Raw genomic sequence first — 21,818 nt, 5'->3', positions numbered from 1 at the left:
GCAAGCGCCGGATCGGGGACACCGGTCCCGAGCCGCACACCCCGGAGGTTGCGAAGCCGGCCCCGGCCGCAGGAGGGGGTGCGGCCGGGGCCGGCTTCGCAACCTCCGGGGTGTGCGGCTCGGGACCGGTGTCCCCGATCCGGCGCTTGCCGCGCTTCTCGACCACAACCTGCTTGCTGCGGCCATGGCTGAAGCTCTGGCGCACGGTGCCCGTTTCGACGCGCGGCTTGAGCGTCAGCGTCTTGCTCGGAACGCTCAGCTTCTTGTCGCCAGGGGTCTTGGTATCAACCATTCAGCAGTCCTAATCCTGATCTTGTTGTCATTGTGCGTTGCCGCACTGTCATACCGGTCGTCGTTCTGTCTTCAGAAATCCTGGCCGCGCTTTTCGGCAGTCCCGTCATCGTCCGCCATCCGGTATCGGACCAGCATCTGGCTACGTGACAAAAATGTCCTGCTCGCCGGGCCCGCGAGCAGCGCAGCATGTATCACATTTGACCTGCCTAGTGCCAAATCCAATTCTGCCGATTTCAATGCGGTGACGACGGGAATTTGCAGCTTCTCGTCGCGATTCCGCTCGTTTTGCCGCGCCAACCCGTCCAATTTGCGGATTCCGTCCTGGGCTCCGTCACTGGCGTGGATCAGGACCGCAACCGCTCCCTCTTTCAGGGCGGTCTCGACCTTGCCGAAGCCGGCCAGGACCTGACCTGCCTTGGTGGCAATCGCCAGCGCCTCGGTCACACTCCGAACCAGCAGCGTTTCCGTGTCAGAGGGAAGCGTTGGCGGGACGCGCAAATCGCGCCTGAAGGCCTTGCTGAAATGGTGACGGTGGACGGCTTCCGCAACTGCTTGTCGCGAGGCCGATATCCACATGCCCCGGCCAGGCAGCTTGCGCTTGAGGTCGGGAACAATATCGCCCTGGGGTGAAACGACGAAGCGGATCAGCTCGTCGATCGGCCGGACCTTTCGGCTGACCACGCACATGCGCATGGTCGCGGACCTTTCGGTCCGCGGTCCATGGTCGAGTTCGGGGTCAGTGCTGGCAAGCATCCGGGCGACATCTCCTGATCGCCCTTAAGCCGGCTGCTGTTCGGACGCCTCGGCGTCTTCAGCGGGCTTGGCGAGGTCCGCCTCGGTGATCCAGCCGGCCTTGACGCGTGCCTGCATGATCATCGCCTCGGCATCGTCGCGGGAGATGTCGATGCCGTCGAGCGCGCCCTTGAACTTGGTCTGCTCGCCGCCTTCCTTGCGCTCGGTCCAGCCGACCAGATCGTCGGTGGCGCAGCCGGCGAGGTCGTCGACCGTCTTGATGTCGTTCTCGCCGAACTTCACCAGCATCTTCGAGGTGACGCCGGGCACGTCCTTAACCGCATCCTCGACGCCGAGTTCCTTGCGCCTGGCCTCGAGCTCGGCTTCCTGCTGCTCGAGATATTCGCGCGCGCGGTTCTGCAGCTCCTGCGCGGTCTCCTCGTCGAAACCTTCGATGCCGGCGAGTTCCTTGACGTCGACCATCGCCAGTTCCTCGACCGAGGTGAAGCCTTCGGATGCCAGCAATTGACCGACCACCTCGTCGACATTGAGCGATTCCATGAAGACGCGGGTGGAGTTCTCGAAGTCGGCCTGGCGGCGCTCGGATTCCTCCTGCTCGGTCAGGATGTCGATGTCCCAGCCGGTGAGCTGCGAGGCGAGGCGGACGTTCTGGCCGCGGCGGCCGATCGCCAGCGAAAGCTGGTTGTTGGTGTCGGGCACCACGACCTCGATGCGCTCGCGGTCCTCGTCGATGACGACCTTGGACACTTCGGCCGGCGCCAGCGCGTTGACCACGAAGGTCGCGATGTCGGGCGACCAGGGGATGATGTCGATCTTCTCGCCCTGCAATTCGTTCACCACTGCCTGCACGCGCGAGCCGCGCATGCCGACGCAGGCGCCGACCGGATCGACCGAGGAATCGCGGGAAATCACGCCGATTTTCGCGCGCGAGCCGGGATCGCGGGCCACCGCCTTGATCTCGACGATGCCGTCATAGATTTCCGGCACTTCCTGCGCGAACAGCTTTGCCATGAACTGCGGATGGGTGCGGGAGAGGAAGATCTGCGGCCCGCGAGTCTCGCGGCGCACGTCGAAGATATAGGCGCGGACGCGGTCGCCGTTGCGGAACACCTCGCGCGGCAGCATCTCGTCGCGGCGGATGATGGCTTCGCCGCGGCCGAGATCGACGATCACGCTGCCATATTCGACACGCTTGACGACGCCGTTGACGATGTCGCCGATGCGGTCCTTGAATTCCTGGTACTGCCGGTCTCGCTCGGCCTCGCGCACTTTCTGCACGATGACCTGCTTGGCCGACTGCGCGGCGATACGGCCATATTCCAGCGGCGGCAGCGTATCGGCGATGGTGTCGCCGACCTGGGCCCCGGGATTGGCGCGCTGCGCGTCGACCAGTGAAATCTGGTTGGAATGATTTTCGACCTTGTCGACGACCAGCATGTGGCGCGACAGCCGGAGTTCGCCCTTCTTGGGATCGATCTCGGCATGAACGTCGGTCTCGCTGCCGTAGCGGGCGCGCGCCGCCTTCGCGATGGCGTCCTCCATCGCGGCAATGACGATGCCGCGGTCGATCGATTTCTCGCGCGCAACGGCGTCGGCGATCTGCAGCAATTCAAGTCGATTGGCGCTGACTGCCATGGCTAGTCTCCTTCGTCAGGCTCGATTTCGCCGCGCCGCGCACGTTCGGCGGTCAGGCGATGTTGCTTGGTGTTTTTCGGTGCCGGCTTCTTCTTCGGCTTGGTGTTCTTGGTCGTCTTCTCGCTGATCTTGGCGTGCGCCGGTTGCGGCGGCTCCAGGCCGAGATTGCGGCGCATCTCGCGCTCCTGCGCCTTACCCCGGCGCATGGACTCCGCGATCAGCTCGTCGGTCAGGACCAGCCGCGCCTCGCCGATATCCTCCATCACCAGGAGAACGTCGGCGTCCTCGCCGGCCTTGACGTCGTCGCGCGTGATGCGAACGCGGTCGCCTTCGATGCCGGCGATGGCGCCGCGAAAGCGCTTTCGTCCGTCATGGGCGACGGCCATCTCGATCTTCAACAGATGCCCCAGATGGCGCTCGAAATCGGAGCGCCGCACCAGCGGCCGGTCGATCCCCGGCGAGGAAACCTCCAGCCGATAGGCGCGGTCGATGGGATCGGCGACATCGAGCACCGGCGACAGCGCCCGAGAGATCGCCTCGCAATCCTCGATCTGCATCGAGCCGTCCGGCCGCTCCGCCATGACCTGGACCGTGCAGCCGGCTTCCCCGGAGATGCGGATCCGCACCAGGCGATAGCCCATGCCTTGCAGCACCGGGCCGGCGATCGCCGAGACCCGCGCGGCCACGCCCGGCTCGACCACGAGCCGCGGCTCGGCCAATAGCTCGGTATCTGTGGAACCAGCGCTGGGTTCGATCATATCTGGGGTCAAGACGCTTCTAGTGGTTAACGCTTGCTTTACGCTGCTTCAGGGAACTCGCGGGGTCGGTCGGCCCCTACAGACGTGGTCGCCCGATCTCGATGCAGGTAATAAAAAAGAGCGGGTCCTTCCGGGCCCACTCTCAATACCGATCGTATGAGAAGATAAGTTGGCGCGGATATAGCGCTTTTCGGCGCTCTCGACAAGGCCCGGCCGCCCCAGGACCGCCTTTTTATGCGGTGCCCGGCCTAAAGCGCGATGAAATCAGGATGGAGCGTCATCCCGCTTTAGGTCCTTGTTTGAGCATGATCTTTTCGGAAAACCGCTACACACTTTTCCGGATCATGCTCTAACCGTTCCTTCACCAAGGATGGCCTAATTTGCCTGCTGGCGGTGCATTTTAAGGCTTCTCGTGTACTCCCGGCGTGCCCAATGCGAGTTCGCGTTTCATGACCGTTGCCACGTCGCTCATTCCCGGACTGGACGAGATCGTCAGGCGCGGCGACCCCAGGCGTCGCAGCGACATCGCGCGCGCCATCGCCGATCTGTTCTTCCAGGACGCCACCAAGCTCAGGCCTGATCTCGTCGATCTCTTCGACAATCTGCTGATCGACCTCGTTCCGCATGCTGACCTGACGGCGCGTATCGATCTTGCCGAGCGATTTTCGCGCGTGGCGAACGCACCGCGCCATCTCGTCGGTCAGCTCGCGCACGAAAACGAAATTCAGGTGGCGGGCCCCGTGTTACGCCGCTCGCCTGTGCTCGACGAAGCCGCGCTGATCGAGATTGCGCGCCTGAAAGGCCAGAGCCACCTTCTCGCCATGACCGAGCGGCCAGTCCTGTCCGCCGATATCACCGATGTGCTGGTCGAGCGCGGCGATCGCGACGTGGTGCGGCGTGCTGCTGGCAATGCCGGTGCCGTGTTCTCGGCGGGCGGCTATTCGGAGCTGATCAAGCGCGCCGCGCAGGACGGCGTGCTGACGCTCAAGATCGGCCAGCGCGACGATCTCTCCGGCGATCAGCTCAAGGACCTTCTCGGCGGAACGCTCGACGTCATCCGCCGCCGCCTGTCGAGCGTGGTCAAGCCTGCGCGCCAGATGGAGATCAGGCGCGCGATGAACGAGCTCGAGGAGGCCTCGCTGCCGCAAGGTCCGCGGCGCGACTTCTCGGCGGCGCAGCGCACCGTGCTCGGTCTCAACCGCGAAGGCCATCTTGGCGAAAGTGCGCTGCTCGGTTTCGCAAAGGCCCACAAATATGAGGAATCCATCGCTGCGCTGTCCGCGATGTCCGGCGTCAGGCTCCCCGTCCTCGACCGTCTGATCGCCGGCGACCGCTACGACCCGATCCTGATCATGGGCCGGGTTTTGAACCTCGGCTGGCCGACCGTGCGCGCCCTGATCCTGTTGTGGTACGGCCCGCAGCGCGCGCCCGCAGATGCCGATATCGAAGCGGCGCGAATGAACTTCACCAAGCTGATGCCGTCGACCGCCGAGCGGGTCGTGAATTTCTGGCGCAGCCGCCAGACGATCTGAGCTCAAAGTAACGCACCTGGGCATCTACGCTTGGCGTCATGGCCGGGACGAGCCTGGCCATGACGACTGCAGATGGACCGCGCGAAGAATCTATACTCGCCTGAATCGCAAATACGCAGCCTTGCGGCCCTCGCGCGCGGCTTTTCTGCCGTAGCGCGTCATGGTGTAGCCGGCCCAGGGCAATCGAAAATCGTCGGCGCGCTCGGCGAGCCAGACGAAGTCCGGCGAGCGGGCGAGATGCGACAACGTCCAGGCGCAATAATCGTCGATGTCGCAGACGAAGCGGAATTCGCCGCCGCTTTCGAGCACGCGCGCCATCGCGGATATGGTCTTGTCCTGGACGAACCGCCGCTTCCAGTGCCGCCGCTTCGGCCACGGATCGGGATGGATCAGGTCGATCCGCGACAGCGAAGAGTTCGGCAGCCAGGCCAGCAGCTCGGCGGCGTCGCCCGCGAACAGGCGGATGTTGCCGATATTGTGCGCCTCGATCTGCGCGAGGATCTTGGCCATGCCGTTGACATAGGGCTCGCAGCCGATGAAGCCGGTGGCCGGAAAGTGTTGCGCCTCCGCCGCGAGATGCTCGCCGCCGCCGAAGCCGATCTCGAGCCGCAGCGCTTGCGCGGCTGGATCGAAGATCGCGCACGCATTCGCAGGCGCCGCTTGCGTGATGTCGAGCGCAAGATGCGGCAGCAGATGCGCAACGAGGTCGGCCTGGTGCTGCCGAAGCTTGTGCCCCTTGCGGCGGCCGAAGAACGCGCGCTCGCCGTCGTCAGCGCGAGCCGGATCCGATCTGCGCTCGCTCATCGCAGCGTCTGGTACAGGCGGTAGAGCAGCCGCGCGCGTGGCTCGAGCGAGGAAACATAGAGCTGCTCATAATGAGTGTGTGCGCCCTTGCCGTCGACGCCGAGCCCGTCGAGCGTTGCGGTATGGGCCGCGGTGAAATTGCCGTCCGATCCGCCGCCGGTGTGGGTGTCGATCAGATCGAAGCCGAGCTCGCCGGCCAGCGTTTTCGCGTGCTCGTAGAGCGAGGCACCGGAATTGCTCTTCTCGTAGGGCGGCCGGTTGAGGTCGCCCGTCACCTTGACGGTGACGCCATCGGTCTTCGAGGTCAGCCCAAGAATCTTTCCGACGAATTCCTCGGCGTCGGCATTGCTGAGCACGCGCAGGTCGACCTCGGCATAGGCTTCTTCCGGCGTGACGTTGGGCCGCGTGCCGCCACGCACCACGCCGACATTGACGGTAACGCCGCGCTTGAGATCGTTCATCCCTTCCAGCGTCTGGATGATGTTGGCGAGCTCGCGGATGGCGCTGCGGCCATCCTCGGGCCGCGAGCCCGCATGCGCGGGCACGCCTCTGATGAAGACTTCGAACCGCCCGACGCCCTTGCGGCCCGTGACGATCTTGCCGCCGTCGCGCGCCGGCTCCGTCACCAGCACATATTTGGCCTTCCGTCCTTCCGCTTCGATCAGCGTGCGCGAGGTTGGGCTGCCGATCTCCTCGTCGGAGGTGAACATGTGGGTGATGCCGAGCGGCGAGTGGTCGGACGTGGCGCAGATGTTGCGGAATGCGTGATGGGCGATATAGGCGCCGCCCTTCATGTCGTAGATGCCGGGGCCGAAGGCGCTGTCGCCCTCGACCTTGAAGGGCAGGCGCTCGATGAAGCCTATCGGGTGTACGGTATCGAGATGGCTGAGCACGAGGATGCCGGGTCTGTCCTGTCCCCATGCAGAGCGCACCACGAGATGATCACCGCAGCCATTGATGCCGGCGACGCGTTCGGTCGTGACGGGCAGGTCGCGATGCTGCTCGGTGACGACAGACATCAGCTTGTTGACCTGCTCAGGCGCTTCCGTCGGCGTCTCGATCTCCACCCAGCGGCGGATGCCCTCAAGGATGGTCGCAGTGTCGAACGGATTTGAGCTGGACATGTCGTCGCCTGTGCCTCGGGGTGAGGAATGTCGTGGAAATTCGCGTGCCTTATACGCGGACCACACATCACGACATAGGCCAGATTTGGCGCAGCCTCATGGCCCGAATGCAGGGCGCCTCAGCGCTTGTCGGGGCCTTCGCGGGCAGCGATCTGCTCGACGAGATCGACGATCGAGCGACGCATCTTGGAATCGGTGATCCGGGTGAAGGCTTTCGTCAGCGCCAGCCCTTCGGATGTGGCGAGGAAGTCGGAAACATAGGAGGGCGAGGCGCCCTCGCTGAAGCCATCGGGGCCCGGCGTGCCGCTTGGTCCGCCCTCGAACAGGAACGAGACCGGCACCTGGAGAATTTCCGCGATCTGCTGGATGCGACTCGCGCCGACCCGGTTGGTGCCCTTCTCGTATTTCTGGATCTGTTGGAACGTCAGGCCAAGCGCTTCGCCAAGCTTCTCCTGGCTCATGCCCAACATGATGCGGCGCATGCGCACGCGGCTGCCGACATATTTGTCAACAGGGTTGGGCGCTTTCGACATCTCTCCTGCCCTCCTCAGACACCTTTAGCGCAACAGGGGAGTATGCGTCAGGTGATAACGTCGCCAAAACCTCTGTTTGGATTCTTGGGAAACATTGCGGAGAAATTTAGCAACGCCCGCTGTCTTCCTGCAGCAAGGGCAGAATGCGGAGCGTGCTGCCGCTCTGTCAACCGGAGGATTACGGTTGTCAAAAGTTTACCGGCAGCGCCGTTGGCGATCAGGGACGTCGTCTGGCAACGCGCTTACGCACCGCAAGAATGACGGCGAGCGCGACGAGGATCGCGGCCGGAATGTCGCCGACCCTGGCATACACGGTTGCTGGGATCGCAGCGGGCAGGCCCGAATCCAGAACGCCCTCGATACCGAGGCCAAGGCTGGCGATGGTCCGACCGACGGGATCGACGACCGCCGAAATTCCCGTATTTGCCGAGCGGACCAGCGGCAATCCAAGCTCGATGGCACGCATTCGAGCCTGCTCCATGTGCTGGTAGGGGCCAGTGGAAATTCCGAACCAGCCGTCATTGGTCAGGTTGACGATCCAGCCCGGCCGTTCTTCGCGTCCTGCAACGTCACCGGGAAAGATGGCTTCGTAGCAAATGAGCGGTAGCGCGGGCGGCACGCTCGGCACCGGCAGTGCATGCCGCACGGTGCCGGGAATGAAGCCGCCCTGAACCCGCGTCAGTTGCTCGAAGCCAAGCTTCTCCATCAGGTCCTGATAGGGAAGAAATTCTCCGAACGGTACCAGGTGCAGCTTGTCGTAGACGGAAAGCACGCTGCCGTCGTGGTCGATCACGTAGATGGAGTTAAAGGCGCGCGTGATTCGCGTGCCCGGTGGCAGATCGGGCGCGCGGACCGATCCCGTGATCAGCACTGTTCCCTTGGGCAGGAGGTCCGCGATTTGCGCCATCGCGTCGGCTTCGCGGGCCAGGAAGAACGGAAAGGCGGATTCAGGCCAGATCAGGATGGTGGTATCGCGTACGCCAGTCGACTGGGGTCCGGAGGCGCGGTCCGACAAAGCCAGGTACTTCTTCATCACCTCCGCCTTGGCGGAGTAGTTGAACTTGGCATCCTGCTGAAGGTTCGGCTGCATCAGGCGAAGCTTTGCGCCCGCCACCATCGTCGTTGGATGCAGCGACAGGCGGATCGCGCCGAAGATGCCCATGACGATCAGCAGTGCGATCGCTGCGACCGGCACGCGCCACGGAATTTTCTTGTCCGGCGTGCGGTCGATCAGCGCCGCAGGGCTGGCGAAGATCGCGACCGTCAGGAACGTCATGCCCCAGAGGCCGATCAGTGACGCAGTCTGCGCCAGCGGCAGCGGCTCGGACAGCGAGTAGCCGAAGGCGTTCCATGGAAAGCCGGTCAGGGCATGGCCGCGCATCCACTCGGCGACGGTGAGACTTGCCGCGAGCGCGAGGATGCGCCCGGCGTCCTTGGTCCAGAGCAGCCGCGCCAGCGCAAATCCGATCGCCGTGTAGATTGCGAGATAGGCCGGCAGGCCCAGCACTGCGAACGGCGTCAGCCAGGCAAAGGTCTGGGCATCGACGAAGAAGGCGTAGCCGATCCAGTAGAGGCCGGGGACGAAATAGCCGAGCCCGAACCAGTAGCCTGTCAGCGCCGCGGCGGGAACGCCGCCGAACCGGCCGCCGCCGGCCCCGTCGATCAGCCAGACCAGCACCGGGAAGGTCAGAAATAGCACCGGCCAGGCGTTGAAAGGCGCCAGCGCCAGCACCGAGAGCGCGCCGGCCGCCATGGCAATGAGCGCGCGCTTCCATCCCCAGGTGAGGATGATGGCAAGGGCGACCATCCGAAGTCGTTGCGCCGGGGTCACTGCGTGCCGGCTCCGTCGCCGGGCGGCGGATTGGGCGTGTCGCCGGATGGCGGCGTGCCTTGATCGGGTGAGGCCTCGCGGCGGCGGCTTTCGCGCTGGGTGCGCGGGGCCGGACGTTCCTTGCGAGCCGCGATGCGCAGGCGCTTGACGCGGCGCGGATCGGCGTCGAGCACCTCGACCTCGTAATTGCCGGGACCGGAGATCACTTCGCCGCGCACCGGCAGGCGGCCGACGAAGCTGACGAGATAGCCGCCGAGCGTCTCGACCTCCTCACCCGCTTCGCCGGTGACGAAATCCTCGCCGATCACGGAGCGGACGTCGTCCAGGCTCGCGCGCGCATCGGCGATGAAGGAATTGTCGAGCTGGCGTACGATCGACGGCGGCTCGTCGCTGTCGTGCTCGTCGTCGATCTCGCCGACGATCTGCTCGACGATGTCCTCGAGCGAGACCAGCCCGTCGGAGCCGCCATATTCGTCGACGACGAGCGCGAGATGGATGCGCGAGGCCTGCATCTGTGCGAGCAGGTCGATTGCCCGCATCGACGGCGGCACGTAGAGGAGCTTGCGGATGATGTTGGCATCCTGCAGCGGCAGCGCGAGGTCGACCGCGCGCAAATCGAGACCGGCGGGCAGCGGCTTCTTGCGCTTGGTCTTGGTGGCTTCCGAGACGCGGGCCTTGGCCGTCATGAAGGTCAGGAGATCGCGGATGTGCACGATGCCGACGGGATCGTCGAGCGTCTCGTTGTAGACCACGAAGCGGGAATGGCCCGCGCTCTCGAAGCGGTCCATCAGCTCGCCGAGCGGAATGTCGCGCTTCACTGCGATGATGTCGGCGCGATGCACCATGACGTCGGCGATGCGGCGCTCATGCAGGTTGAGGATGTTGCGCAGCATGGTGCGCTCGACGGCGGAGAAGCCGGCATCGTCAGGCGTCGTGGCGTCGAGCACGACCTGGAGATCGTCGCGAACCGAACCGGCCTTCCAGCCGAACAGCGTGCGGATGGCGCGGATCAGCCAGCCTTCGGCTGTCGGACGCGCGATCTCGCCCGGCTGCACCACCGCCGGCAGGTTGCGGGTGTTGCGCGGATTGTCGTGGATTGGTTCGGAATCCGCCATCTCAATCGATCCGTCAGCGCTCTGCATAGGGGTCCGGGATACCGAGCTGGGCCAGGACGTCCTGTTCGAGTGCTTCCATCTCCTCTGCGTCAGCATCGTTTTCGTGGTCGTAGCCGATCAGGTGCAGGAAACCGTGCACCGCGAGATGGCTCAAATGGTGGTCGAACGGCTTCTGTTCCTCGTCCGCCTCGCGCCGCAGGGTCTCATAGGCGATGGCGATGTCGCCGAGCATGCGCGGCGCATCGCCCGCCTTCCATTCGCCCTCCGGCTGGAGTGCAGGAAAGGACAGCACGTTGGTCGGCTTGTCGATGCCGCGCCAGTTGCTGTTCAGCGTGCGGATGCCGGAATCATCGGTCAGCATCACGGCCACTTCGGCGTCGGTGACGTCGTCGTCGACGGAAGAGGCCGCCGCGGCGATCGCGCGCTGGATCACCGCTTCGGCATCGGGCTCGCTCTGCCAGCAGTCGGCAACGACGAGAACCTCGGTCATGGGAAGATTGGAATGCGACATGGTGTTGTTCGGAACGGACGGCGCTTGGCTTGCGTCGTTCGATCCGGATTTTCTCGCTATGGCTTGCCTGCGGCCGGCCGTTGCGCCGACCCCTCATAGGCGGCAACGATCCGCGCCACGAGCTCGTGCCGGATCACGTCCTCGGCGGTGAAATGAACTTGTGAAATGCCCTCGACGCCGCCGAGCAGACGGGTCGCCTCCGACAGGCCGGAGGTCTGGCCGTTCGGCAGGTCGATCTGCGACGGATCGCCGGTCACGATCATGCGGCTGTTCTCGCCGAGACGGGTCAGAAACATCTTCATCTGCATCGAGGTGGTGTTCTGCGCCTCGTCCAGGATGATCACGGCATTGGTCAGCGTGCGGCCGCGCATGAAGGCGAGCGGCGCGATCTCGATCTCGCCGGTCTGCAGCGCGCGCTCGACGATACGCGCATCCATCAGGTCATACAGCGCGTCATAGATCGGGCGCAGATAGGGATCGACCTTCTCGCGGAGATCGCCAGGCAGGAAGCCGAGCCGCTCGCCGGCCTCCACCGCCGGGCGCGACAGGATGATCTTGTCGACCTCCTTGCGCTCGAATAGTTGCGCGGCGTGCGCGACGGCGAGCCAGGTCTTGCCGGTGCCGGCCGGGCCGATGCCGAACACCAGCTCATGGCGCTTCAGTGCACGAATATAGGAATCCTGCGCGGCGGTGCGTGCCCGCACGGGGCGCTTGCGCAAATTGATGCTTTCGAAGGTCGACTTGGCCGACTTGGCGTCGAACTCGAACAGCGAGCCCTGCGCGATCACGGCGCGGATCGCGCCTTCGACCTCGCCCTGGTCGAGATCCTGTCCCTTCACCGCCTGGGCGTAGAGCATTTCCAGCACGCGCCGCGCGGCGTCGCAGCCATCGCGCGTGCCGCCGATGGTGATGTGGTTGCCCTTGGAGTCGACGACGACGCCGAGCCGGCGCTCGACCTGTGCCAGATTCTGCCCGTAGGGGCCGACCAGCGCGGAAGCGGCGCGGTTGTCGTCGAAGTCGATGACGACCTGGGTTTCGGGCGGAACTTGCATGTCGCGGTCAAATTTGCGGCTGGGAGCGAACGAAGACGAATCCGATGCGCTTTTGGGCAAGGGTTTCAGGCTCCAGTGGCGATTGGCGATAAAGCGGGCCGCTGCGCGGGCTCAGGCGTCGCGAGCGCGCCGAGCAGGCTGTAGCGTTCGAGGCTGTCGATGCGCACCGGCAGGATTTTACCGATGATGTCGGGCGAAGCCATCACATGCGCGGGCTGAAGGTAAGCGGTGCGGCCGACGATCTGGCCGTCCTTGCGCGCCTCGCGCTCGAACAACACGTCGACGGTTGTGCCAATCGCAGCCTTGTTGAAGGCCGATTGCTGGGCGTCGATCAACTCCTGGAGCCGCTCCAATCGCTGGTCCATCTCGACTAGGGACACCGTCTCCTGCATGTCCGCGGCCGGGGTTCCCGGCCGGGCCGAATATTTGAACGAGTAGGCTGCAGCGTAGCCGATTTGTGTGACCAGTGCGAGGGTCGCGCGAAAATCTTGCTCGGTCTCCCCAGGGAAGCCCACGATAAAATCTGATGAAAAAGCAATGTCTTGGCGCACAGCCCGGAAACGGTCGATGATCTTCCGATAATCATCGGCGGTATGTTTGCGGTTCATGGCCGCCAGGATCCGGTCCGAGCCGGACTGCACCGGCAGGTGCACGAAGGGCATCAGGCCGGGCAGATCGCGGTGGGCCGCAATCAGACTGTCATCGACGTCGCGAGGGTGGCTGGTGGAATAGCGCAGGCGCGCGATGCCGGGAATCTGCGCGAGATGCTCGAGCAGCTTGCCGAGCGGCCAGCTTCGTCCGTCCGGTCCCTCGCCATGATAGGCGTTGACGTTCTGGCCGATCAGCGTGAGCTCGCGCACGCCGTTGTCGGCGAGCCGCTTCACGTCGTCGACGATCTTCGCCACGGGCCGCGACACCTCGGCGCCGCGCGTATAGGGCACGACGCAGAAGGTGCAGAACTTGTCGCAGCCTTCCTGCACGGTGACGAAAGCGGAGATGCCGCGCGCGCGGATCGCTTCGGGCTTTGGCTGGGCGAGGAAGCCGAACTTGTCGGCCGCCGGAAATTCGGTCTCGATCGCGCGGCCGTCGTGGCCTGCGCGCTTCAACAGCTCCGGCAAATGATGATAGCTCTGCGGGCCCACCACGACATCGACGACAGGCGCGCGGCGCACGATCTCATCGCCCTCGGCCTGCGCCACGCAGCCGGCGACCGCGATCTGCATGGTGCGGCCACCGCGCGCCGCCTCGTCCTTGGCGGCGCGCAGGCGGCCGAGCTCGGAATAGACCTTCTCCGAGGCCTTCTCGCGGATATGGCAGGTATTGAGGATGACGAGGTCGGCATCCTCTGCGCTCGCCGTCTCCACGAATCCTTCCGGAGCCAGCGTGTCCACCATGCGCTGGGCATCGTAGACGTTCATCTGGCAGCCATATGATTTGATGTGCAGCTTGCGCGGCGGCGTCATGGAACCCGGATTTGAGGTGGAGAACGGCCCTCAGATATAGGTTGGACGAGCGAAAATCCAGCGAATGGAGGCCCCTGGGCCGTCATTCCGGGGCGCTCGCATAGCGAGCGAGCCCGGAATCCAGAGGTTTCGGCGCGAGATTCCGGGTTCATCGCTGCGCGATGCCCCGGAATGACAGAGGCGGTGGTGAAATCACTCGGCCAAGGCGTCGGCTTCGACCCGGCGGACCAGGTCCGGCAATTGCCGCATATCGTCGAAGGTCAGGTCGGCGCCCGCTTGTCGCAGGACATCGGCATAGCCTGGACGACAATGGCTACCCCCGTAAAAGCCGAACACGGTCATTCCGGCTGCCCGCGCGCCGGCGATGCCGGCTACACTATCCTCGATCACGACGCAGCGCTCCGGCGGCACCTTCATCTCGCTTGCGGCAAACAGGAACAGGTCCGGCGCCGGCTTGCCGTTCTTCACTTGCGAGGCCGAGAAGATGTTCGGCACAAGGCGCTCGTAGAGCGCAGTTCTCCCCAGGCTGACCCGCATGCGCTGATGCGAGCCACTGGAGGCCACGCACACGCGTTGTGTGACCTGGTCGAGCACGTCGTGAATGCCGCGTATCGCTTCCAGGTCGCGCTCGAACGAGCCGAACAATTCATCCTGCAGATCGGTGTGATAGGTGTCTGGCAGCTTGCGGCCAAGCTCGGTCTCGATCTCGAGATTGGCCTGTCGCGTCGATCGTCCGAGAAAGCGCGCGAACACCTCTTCCGACGTGATCGGATAGCCGTGTCGGCTCAGCACGTCCGCATGCGCCTGACACGAGATGACCTCGCTGTCGACGAGCACACCGTCGCAGTCGAAGATGATGAGGTCGATCGGCACTAGAGCGCGCCGTTTTCACCTCTCCCATAGGGAGAGGTCGGCGCGACGCGCCGGGTGAGGGGCTTCAGTCTCTCGTGGGACCTGCGCCCCCTCACCCGATTTGCACTGGACGATGCTTCGCATCGCCAGGAGCAAATCGACCTCTCCCCGATGGGGAGAGGTGAACCGATCGCGCGGGGCGGTCTGTGCAAAATCGCCATCAGTTGGATGGCTTGTCGTCGTCGAGCGGGACGCAATAGAGCTCGAGCCGGTGGTCGACCAGCTTGTAGCCGAGCTTGCGGGCGATCTCCGCCTGCAGCTTCTCGATCTCTTCGGAGGTGAATTCGATCACCTTGCCGTCGCGCAGGTTGATGAGGTGGTCGTGATGACTGTCGCGCATCTGCTCGTAGCGCGCGCGGCCCTCGCGAAAATCGTGGCGCTCGATGATGCCGGCATCCTCGAACAGTTTTACGGTGCGATAGACGGTCGAGATCGAGATCTTGTCGTCGACTGCGACGCAGCGCCGGTAGAGTTCCTCGACATCAGGGTGATCCACGGCTTCCGCGAGCACGCGGGCGATGACGCGGCGCTGCTCGGTCATGCGCATGCCGGTAGCGGCACAGCGCGCCTCGATGCCGGTCGCCTTCACGGACGAATGTTTGAGTACGGTCATAGGGTTGTCTGCCTGGCGGGCACTTTGTTCAATCGATGTTACGACAAGTCACGTCGCATCAGAAGTGCGTTCAATTGTTCCCCGTTTGCCTGCTTATAGTAGCGTTCGCGGCGCCCGACCACCATGAATCCGACGCCGTCGTAGAGCGCCCGCGCCGGCCGGTTATTTTCCTCAACTTCGAGAAATATAGTGCGCACACCGCGGCCAGCGAGGTGGCCGAGATGGGTCAAGAGCAGCGCGCGGGAGAATCCGCGGCCGCGATAGGCCTGATCCACGGCAACGGAGAGGATTTCCGCCTCGTCCGCACCCATCCGCGACACCGCAAAACCGATCGTCTTGCGGCCCAATCGTAAGCGATCTACCTGCGTGTTGCGCTCGCTCATCATGCTTTCGAATTCGCCTTCGCCCCAGCCGCGCGCAAAGGATGCGGCGTGCAGCTCTGCCAGCCGCGCGGCGTCGCGCGCGGTCGCACCCTCGACGACGGCGCTGCCGCCGCGCCACCATTCGGCGAGCCAATTCATCATGAGGTTGCGGCGTGTGCTGCGAGTGGCGGAATGGCGGCCGGTTTCGCATCGGGCGCACGCAGGTAAAATGGACGCGCCGGCGTGGTGTCGGGATCAGCGGCCGCCGCCAGCCACGCCACCCAATTGATGTCAGGCGCGGCCTGCGGATCGACGGCGATCGGTTGGGCTGCGTCCTTCGGCCAGCGATCGGCGAGAATCTTGGCGGCATTGCCGACCAGGTGCGGCGCGCCGAATTGCGAGGCGGCAATCGCCTCGTCGATGCCGGCAACTCTTGGCCGCACGAGCTGCCTGCCATCGCCGGCGACGATCTGGAAATAGACGTGATCATGCCGCGCATCGATCGCGGAGATGACGGGCGCCGGCTTGTTCTGGCTGACGATGGCGGCTGCATAGGCCGACAGCGTCGTCAGCCCCACCGCCGGCTTGCCGGCGGCGAGCGCAAGTCCGCGCGCGGCCGAAATCCCGACGCGCAGACCCGTGAAGCTGCCGGGACCGGTGGTAACCGCGATGCGGTCGAGCGCGGTGAAGCTGAGCTCGGCCGATCGCATCACCCGCGCGATCAGCGGCATCAGCGCTTCCGCATGCCCGCGCTTCATCGGCAGCGATTCCTGCGCGACCAGTTTGGCGGTTTCGGTGTTCAGCACCGCTGCGGCGCAGGCGTCGAGCGCAGTATCGATGGCAAGGATCAGCATGCAAGAACGAATGGCGAGTGGTGAATGGTGAAAAGTCTAGCGAACCAAGCGCCTATTCGCCATCCGTCACGCACTATTCGCAGCCCCCCTGCCATCGCCGCACTTCGTAGGGTGGGCAAATCGACTTGTCCGCCGTAGCTCGAAGAGCGAAGGCGGAAGCGTGCCCACCACTTCTAACACACCTTGGATGGTGGGCACGGCGCACTGCGCCTTTGCCCACCCTACTATACCTTGATCACATCGGCCGGACTTCGACCACGTCGGGCACGAAATGCTTCAAGAGGTTCTGGATGCCGTGCTGGAGCGTCGCGGTCGATGACGGGCAGCCGGAGCAGGCGCCCTTCATGTTGAGGTAGACGACGCCGTCCTTGAAGCCGCGGAAGGTGATGTCGCCGCCGTCATTGGCGACAGCGGGCCGCACGCGGGTCTCGATCAGATCCTTGATCATGTCGACTGTCTCGGCATCCGCCTCGTCGAAAAATTCGTCGTCCTCGTCGAGGGCGTCGTCGCTGGCGGCCACGCCATCGGCGAGCAGCGGCGCGCCGGACATGTAGTGCTCCATGATGGCGCCGAGGATCGCGGGCTTGAGCTGCTGCCACTCACCACTCGCCTTGGTCACGGTGATGAAGTCGCTGCCGTAGAAGACGCTGGTGACGCCGGGCACGTCGAACAGCCTTTCGGCCAGCGGCGAGCGGGCGGCGGCCTCGCGCGAGGCGAATTCCATCGGGCCGCCGTCGGACACGAGGCGGCCGGGAATGAACTTCAACGTGGCGGGATTGGGGGTGGCTTCGGTCTGAATGAACATGGTTTTCTCCGGACGTCGCCGGTTCAAGGCCGGCGCGTGAGTTCTCAGTACCAGATGGCGACGCCAAACGCACGGTCAAGGGGCGGGTAGGGAAGTTTCGTTGTGGGATCAGCGGGTTAGAGAAGACGCTGTCACTTACCCTTCCCTTGAGGGGGGATGAGCGCAGCGCCTTACGACAGTGCGTCGACTTCGGGGTCGCTCAATTCGCCTGAAATGATCGTTACTGGAATCGGGAACGTGCCGACGGCATTGGCGAGCAGTGCGACGTGCGGCCCCGGTCCCTCGGCGCCGGGATTGGCAGCGAGCACCAGCATCGCGATATCCGGATCCTGATCGATGACATCGAGCAGCTGTTCCATTGGGGCGCCCTCCCGGATCACCCGTTCCGGCGTGATCGCGGCGATGCCGTTGGCGCGGCCGGCAGCGCGGTCGAGCGCGGCATCGGCCGCCTCCTGCGCCTCGGCGCGCATGATGTCGGCGACACCCAGCCATTGCTGGTTCTGGTCTTCGGTCTCGATGATGCGCAGCATCACCACGCCGCCGCCGGCGCGGATCGCCCAGCGGCTGGCGTAATAGACCGCGCGATCCCATTCGGCGGTGTCGTCAACGATGACAAGGCATTTCGGCTTGTGACCCGGCTCAAAGCATCGTCGCTTGCTGCTCATGCATGTCCCGGCGTATCCCCGCCCGGCATGCTGCCACACTCCCCTTGCCTTTGGGAGAGGGACGTTGGCCGGCGCCGCGGCGTCGGCCAGACTTCGCAGGCGCAACAATCAACGCTTGCGGATGAAGCCGACGATGTCCTTGGACAGCGCCATGGTTTCGTCCGCAATCGCGCGCGCGCGGTCGGCGCCGTCGTTCAGGATGGCGTCGATGTGACCGGGGTCGGCGACCAGGCGCTTCATCTCGCCGGCGATCGGCGCCAGCTTGGTGACGCAGAGATCGACCAGCGCGTTCTTGAAGCCGGAGAACTGGCCGCCGCCGAAATCGCGCAGCACCTCGGCCTTCGCCTGGCCCGACAGCGCGGCGAAAATGCCGACGAGGTTGTCGGCCTCGGGGCGCGCTTCCAGGCCCTTCTCCTCCGTCGGCAGCGGCTCCGGATCGGTCTTCGCCTTGCGGACCTTCTGCGCGATGGTGTCGGCATCGTCGGTCAAATTGATGCGCGAATAGTCCGACGCATCCGACTTCGACATCTTCTTGGTGCCGTCGCGCAAGCTCATTACACGCGTCGCCGGTCCCGTGATCAGCGGTTCCGGGAGCGGGAAGAACAGGCCGTCATTGGCGCCGTGGCTGCGGATCGAATCGCCAAAATCGTTGTTGAACTTCTGCGCGATGTCGCGCGAAAGCTCGAGGTGCTGCTTCTGGTCCTCGCCGACCGGAACATGCGTGGCGCGGTACAGCAGAATGTCGGCCGCCATCAGCACGGGGTAGTCGTAAAGACCGACAGAGGCGTTCTCGCGGTCCTTGCCGGCCTTCTCCTTGAACTGGGTCATACGGTTCAGCCAACCCATGCGCGCGACGCAGTTGAAGATCCAGGCGAGCTCGGCGTGGCCTGCGACCTGGCTCTGGTTGAACACGATGTGCTTCTTCGGATCGATGCCGCTGGCGATGAACGCCGCGGTCACCTCGCGGGTGTTGCGCGCGAGCTCGGCGGGCCCACCCCAGACGTCCACCCCTTGCGTGATCGCGTGCATGTCGACGACGCAATAGATGCAGTTGTGCGTTTCTTGCATCTTCACGAAGTTGACGATGGCGCCGAGATAGTTGCCGAGGTGCAGATTGCCCGTCGGCTGGACGCCCGAAAAAACCCGTTCAACGAATGGCATGGTAAGCTTTCCTGGCAAGCCTTCCTGAGGTCGACGGGCCGTCGTTTCCAACAGCGGCGCTGCTCCGTCAAGTGTAATTCGCTGCTTCCTACGCGTCCTGGTCCAGATGCGCCGGCCGCCTCAAGGCGGCAAGCGCCTCGCGCCAGGAGGCAATGCCGAGCAGTTTCAGGAACAGGCCGTAGGCCACCAGGCCGCCTGTGATCTGGAGGCCGAGAACGATCAGCCCGAGCAGGCTGTGGCCGCCGGCGGGCGCGATGGCGGTCGCGAGCCAGAGCAGGGCGCCCATGAGAAGCGCGGCGAGCGCAATCCGCGGCAGCCGCTTGCGGGCGGCGGCGTCGACCGCGAAGCCGAATTCGGCGGCGCCTTTGCGAAGCAGCGAGAGCGCGCTGCTCCAGGCGCCGCACGCGATGCTCGCCGCGATACCCGTCGCGCCGAAGACATGGCCAAGCACCACGGCGAGCGCCACGGCGACCACGAACCCTTTTGCGGTAGCGATCAGCGGTGCCATCGTGTCGCCGCGGGCGAAAAAAGCCGGTGACAGCGCCTTGATCAGGACATGGGCGGGAAGACCCAGCGCCAGCGCCATCAGCGCGCTTGCTGTTGCCGCACTGTCGCTCGCGCCAAATGCGCCATGCTCGAATAGCAATCGCACGATCGGCTCGGCCAGCACGATCAGGCCAAGGGTCGCCGGCAGCGCGAGACCCGTGGCAAGCTCGAGCGCCCGCGATTCCGCATGCGCCACGGCGCTACGGTCGCCGCTTCCGGTCGCGCGCGTCAGCTCCGGCATCAGAACGGTGCCCATGGCGACGCCGACGATGCCGAGCGGCAATTCGATCAGGCGGTTGGCGAAATAAAGCCAGGAGACAGCTGACGGCGTTGCCGATGCGATTATGGCGCCGGCCACCATCAGCCATTGCGGGCCGGAGCTGGCGATCATGCCGGGGATCGCCTTGGCGAAGAAGCCGCGCATCTCCTTGTCGAAGGTGACGCGCAGGGGCGTGGCAAGGCGCGCGCTGCGCTGCGAGCCCAGCATCAACAGCTGCAAGAGGCCGGCAATGCCGACGGTCGCGGCAAGCGTCCATGCAGCGAAGACGGCATCGGCGTGCCCCAGCAGCAGAGCTGCGATCGCGGCGATCAGCGCGATGTTGAACAGCAGCGGCGAGAACGCGGTGAGCGCGAAACGGCCTTGCGCATTGAGCAGCCCCATCAGCACCGTGACCGGTCCGGCGAAGGCGAGGTAGGGCAGCATCAGTCGCGCGTTCGCCACTGCAAGATCGCGCGTGTTGCTTCCGGCGAATCCCGGCGCGATGATGGTGATGATCAGCGGCATCACCAGCGCGATGGCGATCGAGGCCACGATGAGTGCCGCGCTGATCGTCCCCAGCACACGGCCGGCGAAAGCCGCTGCGGCCTCGTCGCCGGCGCGCTCGCGCGTGCGCAACCAGGCCGGGACCAACGCCGCATTGAGCGCGCCTTCACTGAGCAGCCGGCGCACCACGTTGACGAGCTGGAACGCGGCGAGAAATGCGTCCGCGACGGCACCGGTCCCGAGCAGCGCTGCGATTAGGGAATCCCGCGCAAATCCCAGCAGCCGCGAGGCCAATGTTCCCGTCGAGACTGTCAGGAAGGAGCGGATCATGAGGCCTGAATACAATAGCGTTTTCGAGCGAAGTGGTCCCGGTTCGCGTGAAGAAAACGCGTCAAAAGATAACCCTTCGTTGCTTGCTCGCGCGGGGTCGGTCGTGATAGGCCGCGAGCCGGATTTTCAAGCAGTAGGAAGCGGATTTTCCGCCTAACCGCAATCAGGCAACGGGATCAAGGTGAATGGCTGACGCAAAATATGACGCCAAATATGACGTCCTGGGGATCGGTAATGCGCTGTTCGACGTGCTGGTTCGGACCGATGAGGCTTTTCTCGCCAAGCACGGCATGACCAAGGGCAGCATGTCCCTGATCGACGAGGCCCGTGCGGCCGCCATCTACAAGGACATGGGCCCGGCCACGGAAGTGTCGGGCGGCTCGGCCGCCAACACCATCGTCGGCGTTGCGAGCCTGGGGGCGCGGGCATCCTATGTCGGCAAGGTCAAGGACGACCAGATCGGCAAGCTCTATGTCCACGACATCCGCGCCGCCGGCGTCGCCTTCGACACGCCGGCCGCCAAGGATGGTCCGGCCACCGGCTGCTCCTACATCCTGGTGACGGCGGATGGCGAGCGAACCATGAACACCTATCTCGGCGCGGCGCAGGATCTGTCGCCCGCCGACATCGATCCGGCCGAGATCGCGGCCGCGCGCATCGTCTATCTCGAGGGTTATCTCTGGGATCCGAAAAACGCCAAGGATGCTTTCGTCAAGGCGGCGAAGATCGCGCATGATGCGCGCCGCAGGGTGGCGCTGACGCTGTCGGATTCATTCTGTGTCGACCGCTATCGCGACGAGTTCCTGTCGCTGATGAAGAACAGCACGGTCGATATCGTGTTTGCCAACGAGTCGGAATTACATTCGCTGTACATGACGTCGGACTTCGACACCGCGCTCAAGCAGCTCCGTAACGACGTCAATCTCGGCGTGGTCACGCGCAGCGAGAAGGGCTGCATGGTAGTGTCGTCGGAAGATGCCGTCGCGGTGCCCGCTTCGCCGATCGACAAGCTCGTCGACACCACCGGCGCCGGCGATCTCTTTGCTGCCGGTTTCCTGTTCGGTCTCGCGCGGGATCTCTCCTACAACCAATGCGGCCAGCTTGGCGCGCTCGCCGCCGCCGAAGTCATCCAGCACATCGGCGCCCGTCCGCAGGTGTCGCTGAAGGAGCTGGCGCAGCAGCGCGGGCTGACGGTGTAACGCGCCGTCATTGCGAGGAGCGAAGCGACGAAGCAATCCAGACCATCTCCGCGGAAAGACTCTGGATTGCTTCGCTGCGCTCGCAATGACGAGCTCGTGATACTGACGTTCCGCACACTCGCCGTCATCGCCCGGCTTGCCGCCTTCGCTGAAGCTCCGGCGAGCCGAGTTCGCGAGCCTCGTCGGAGCCTTGGCGGAGACGG

Annotated in this window: 22 protein-coding genes; 2 read left to right on the top strand and 20 right to left on the bottom strand. The window is 64.7% G+C overall.

What is annotated here, in order from left to right; all coding sequences use genetic code 11:
* From SO180_RS04995 to rimP, 4 genes are all read right to left on the bottom strand, one after another.
* The coding region (locus SO180_RS04995; RefSeq protein WP_449377701.1) for a translation initiation factor IF-2 associated domain-containing protein at positions 1-292 on the bottom strand (292 nt) is incomplete at its 3' end.
* A 71-nt stretch (positions 293-363) separates the two neighbouring features.
* A complete protein-coding gene (locus SO180_RS04990; RefSeq protein ID WP_449377700.1) occupies positions 364-1,047 on the bottom strand; it encodes an RNA-binding protein in 684 nt (227 codons plus the stop codon).
* A 24-nt stretch (positions 1,048-1,071) separates the two neighbouring features.
* Positions 1,072-2,682: a transcription termination factor NusA gene (gene nusA / locus SO180_RS04985; RefSeq protein WP_449377699.1), complete on the bottom strand. Its 1,611-nt coding sequence runs from the start codon at positions 2,680-2,682 to the stop codon at positions 1,072-1,074.
* Positions 2,683-2,684: 2 nt separating this feature from the next.
* Positions 2,685-3,440 (bottom strand): ribosome maturation factor RimP, encoded by a 756-nt coding sequence (gene rimP, locus SO180_RS04980; protein ID WP_449377698.1) that lies wholly within the window; start codon positions 3,438-3,440, stop codon positions 2,685-2,687.
* Between the two features lie 449 nt (positions 3,441-3,889).
* Here rimP and SO180_RS04975 point away from each other — a divergent pair, with 449 nt between their 5' ends.
* A complete protein-coding gene (locus SO180_RS04975) occupies positions 3,890-4,972 on the top strand; it encodes a DUF2336 domain-containing protein (RefSeq protein ID WP_449377697.1) in 1,083 nt (360 codons plus the stop codon).
* Between the two features lie 90 nt (positions 4,973-5,062).
* On the opposite strand, the gene trmB is transcribed toward SO180_RS04975, so the two are convergent.
* From trmB to murJ, 16 genes are all read right to left on the bottom strand, one after another.
* On the bottom strand, positions 5,063-5,776 hold the full coding sequence (gene trmB / locus SO180_RS04970; protein ID WP_449377696.1) for a tRNA (guanosine(46)-N7)-methyltransferase TrmB: 714 nt from the start codon (positions 5,774-5,776) through the stop codon (positions 5,063-5,065).
* Positions 5,773-6,900, bottom strand: a complete 1,128-nt coding sequence (locus tag SO180_RS04965; RefSeq protein WP_449377695.1) for a M20 family metallopeptidase — start codon at positions 6,898-6,900, stop codon at positions 5,773-5,775. The genes trmB and SO180_RS04965 overlap by 4 nt, the downstream gene beginning before the upstream one ends.
* A gap of 119 nt (positions 6,901-7,019) precedes the next feature.
* Positions 7,020-7,433 carry a helix-turn-helix domain-containing protein gene (locus SO180_RS04960; protein WP_074121911.1) on the bottom strand — a complete coding sequence of 138 codons (414 nt, stop codon included), beginning with the start codon at positions 7,431-7,433 and terminating at the stop codon, positions 7,020-7,022.
* Between the two features lie 217 nt (positions 7,434-7,650).
* The gene (gene lnt, locus SO180_RS04955; RefSeq protein WP_449377694.1) at positions 7,651-9,264 is read right to left on the bottom strand and encodes an apolipoprotein N-acyltransferase; all 1,614 of its coding nucleotides are present in this window, start codon (positions 9,262-9,264) and stop codon (positions 7,651-7,653) included.
* Positions 9,261-10,379 (bottom strand): hemolysin family protein, encoded by a 1,119-nt coding sequence (locus tag SO180_RS04950; RefSeq protein ID WP_449377693.1) that lies wholly within the window; start codon positions 10,377-10,379, stop codon positions 9,261-9,263. The genes lnt and SO180_RS04950 overlap by 4 nt, the downstream gene beginning before the upstream one ends.
* A gap of 13 nt (positions 10,380-10,392) precedes the next feature.
* Positions 10,393-10,890: an rRNA maturation RNase YbeY gene (gene ybeY, locus SO180_RS04945; RefSeq protein ID WP_449377692.1), complete on the bottom strand. Its 498-nt coding sequence runs from the start codon at positions 10,888-10,890 to the stop codon at positions 10,393-10,395.
* Positions 10,891-10,946: 56 nt separating this feature from the next.
* A complete protein-coding gene (locus tag SO180_RS04940; RefSeq protein WP_027528338.1) occupies positions 10,947-11,942 on the bottom strand; it encodes a PhoH family protein in 996 nt (331 codons plus the stop codon).
* Between the two features lie 65 nt (positions 11,943-12,007).
* Positions 12,008-13,405, bottom strand: a complete 1,398-nt coding sequence (miaB, locus tag SO180_RS04935) for a tRNA (N6-isopentenyl adenosine(37)-C2)-methylthiotransferase MiaB (RefSeq protein ID WP_449377691.1) — start codon at positions 13,403-13,405, stop codon at positions 12,008-12,010.
* 192 nt (positions 13,406-13,597) lie between these two features.
* Entirely contained in the window at positions 13,598-14,278 is a 681-nt protein-coding gene (locus SO180_RS04930; protein WP_449377690.1) for an HAD family hydrolase, read from the bottom strand.
* 199 nt (positions 14,279-14,477) lie between these two features.
* Entirely contained in the window at positions 14,478-14,930 is a 453-nt protein-coding gene (locus SO180_RS04925; RefSeq protein ID WP_449377689.1) for a Fur family transcriptional regulator, read from the bottom strand.
* Between the two features lie 38 nt (positions 14,931-14,968).
* Positions 14,969-15,454 (bottom strand): ribosomal protein S18-alanine N-acetyltransferase, encoded by a 486-nt coding sequence (gene rimI, locus SO180_RS04920; protein ID WP_449377688.1) that lies wholly within the window; start codon positions 15,452-15,454, stop codon positions 14,969-14,971.
* Positions 15,451-16,146 (bottom strand): tRNA (adenosine(37)-N6)-threonylcarbamoyltransferase complex dimerization subunit type 1 TsaB, encoded by a 696-nt coding sequence (gene tsaB, locus SO180_RS04915; RefSeq protein ID WP_449377687.1) that lies wholly within the window; start codon positions 16,144-16,146, stop codon positions 15,451-15,453. The genes rimI and tsaB overlap by 4 nt, the downstream gene beginning before the upstream one ends.
* Positions 16,147-16,381: 235 nt before the next feature.
* A complete protein-coding gene (locus tag SO180_RS04910) occupies positions 16,382-16,951 on the bottom strand; it encodes a NifU family protein (protein ID WP_449377686.1) in 570 nt (189 codons plus the stop codon).
* Positions 16,952-17,121: 170 nt separating this feature from the next.
* Positions 17,122-17,616, bottom strand: coding sequence for a universal stress protein (locus tag SO180_RS04905; protein WP_449377685.1), 495 nt, complete (start codon positions 17,614-17,616; stop codon positions 17,122-17,124).
* Positions 17,617-17,724: 108 nt separating this feature from the next.
* Positions 17,725-18,777: a tryptophan--tRNA ligase gene (gene trpS, locus SO180_RS04900; protein WP_449377684.1), complete on the bottom strand. Its 1,053-nt coding sequence runs from the start codon at positions 18,775-18,777 to the stop codon at positions 17,725-17,727.
* A gap of 88 nt (positions 18,778-18,865) precedes the next feature.
* Positions 18,866-20,416, bottom strand: coding sequence for a murein biosynthesis integral membrane protein MurJ (murJ, locus tag SO180_RS04895; protein ID WP_449377708.1), 1,551 nt, complete (start codon positions 20,414-20,416; stop codon positions 18,866-18,868).
* A 185-nt stretch (positions 20,417-20,601) separates the two neighbouring features.
* Between murJ and SO180_RS04890 the strand changes: the two genes are divergently transcribed.
* Entirely contained in the window at positions 20,602-21,615 is a 1,014-nt protein-coding gene (locus tag SO180_RS04890) for an adenosine kinase (protein ID WP_449377683.1), read from the top strand.
* Positions 21,616-21,818 lie beyond the last annotated feature (203 nt).

It is taken from the genome of Bradyrhizobium sp. UFLA05-112, from assembly GCF_053572325.1.
The sequence above is the reverse complement of the archived record's forward strand: the minus strand, read 5'-3'. Positions and strand labels throughout refer to the sequence as shown.

Coding starts and splice junctions, on each gene's coding strand:
- SO180_RS04990 (WP_449377700.1), bottom strand. CDS start 1,047: ATGCTTGCCAGCACTGACCCCGAACTCGACCATGGACCGCGGACCGAA.
- nusA (WP_449377699.1), bottom strand. CDS start 2,682: ATGGCAGTCAGCGCCAATCGACTTGAATTGCTGCAGATCGCCGACGCC.
- rimP (WP_449377698.1), bottom strand. CDS start 3,440: ATGATCGAACCCAGCGCTGGTTCCACAGATACCGAGCTATTGGCCGAG.
- SO180_RS04975 (WP_449377697.1), top strand. CDS start 3,890: ATGACCGTTGCCACGTCGCTCATTCCCGGACTGGACGAGATCGTCAGG.
- trmB (WP_449377696.1), bottom strand. CDS start 5,776: ATGAGCGAGCGCAGATCGGATCCGGCTCGCGCTGACGACGGCGAGCGC.
- SO180_RS04965 (WP_449377695.1), bottom strand. CDS start 6,900: ATGTCCAGCTCAAATCCGTTCGACACTGCGACCATCCTTGAGGGCATC.
- SO180_RS04960 (WP_074121911.1), bottom strand. CDS start 7,433: ATGTCGAAAGCGCCCAACCCTGTTGACAAATATGTCGGCAGCCGCGTG.
- SO180_RS04950 (WP_449377693.1), bottom strand. CDS start 10,379: ATGGCGGATTCCGAACCAATCCACGACAATCCGCGCAACACCCGCAAC.
- ybeY (WP_449377692.1), bottom strand. CDS start 10,890: ATGTCGCATTCCAATCTTCCCATGACCGAGGTTCTCGTCGTTGCCGAC.
- SO180_RS04940 (WP_027528338.1), bottom strand. CDS start 11,942: ATGCAAGTTCCGCCCGAAACCCAGGTCGTCATCGACTTCGACGACAAC.
- miaB (WP_449377691.1), bottom strand. CDS start 13,405: ATGACGCCGCCGCGCAAGCTGCACATCAAATCATATGGCTGCCAGATG.
- SO180_RS04925 (WP_449377689.1), bottom strand. CDS start 14,930: ATGACCGTACTCAAACATTCGTCCGTGAAGGCGACCGGCATCGAGGCG.
- rimI (WP_449377688.1), bottom strand. CDS start 15,454: ATGATGAATTGGCTCGCCGAATGGTGGCGCGGCGGCAGCGCCGTCGTC.
- tsaB (WP_449377687.1), bottom strand. CDS start 16,146: ATGCTGATCCTTGCCATCGATACTGCGCTCGACGCCTGCGCCGCAGCG.
- SO180_RS04910 (WP_449377686.1), bottom strand. CDS start 16,951: ATGTTCATTCAGACCGAAGCCACCCCCAATCCCGCCACGTTGAAGTTC.
- SO180_RS04905 (WP_449377685.1), bottom strand. CDS start 17,616: ATGAGCAGCAAGCGACGATGCTTTGAGCCGGGTCACAAGCCGAAATGC.
- trpS (WP_449377684.1), bottom strand. CDS start 18,777: ATGCCATTCGTTGAACGGGTTTTTTCGGGCGTCCAGCCGACGGGCAAT.
- murJ (WP_449377708.1), bottom strand. CDS start 20,416: ATGATCCGCTCCTTCCTGACAGTCTCGACGGGAACATTGGCCTCGCGG.
- SO180_RS04890 (WP_449377683.1), top strand. CDS start 20,602: ATGGCTGACGCAAAATATGACGCCAAATATGACGTCCTGGGGATCGGT.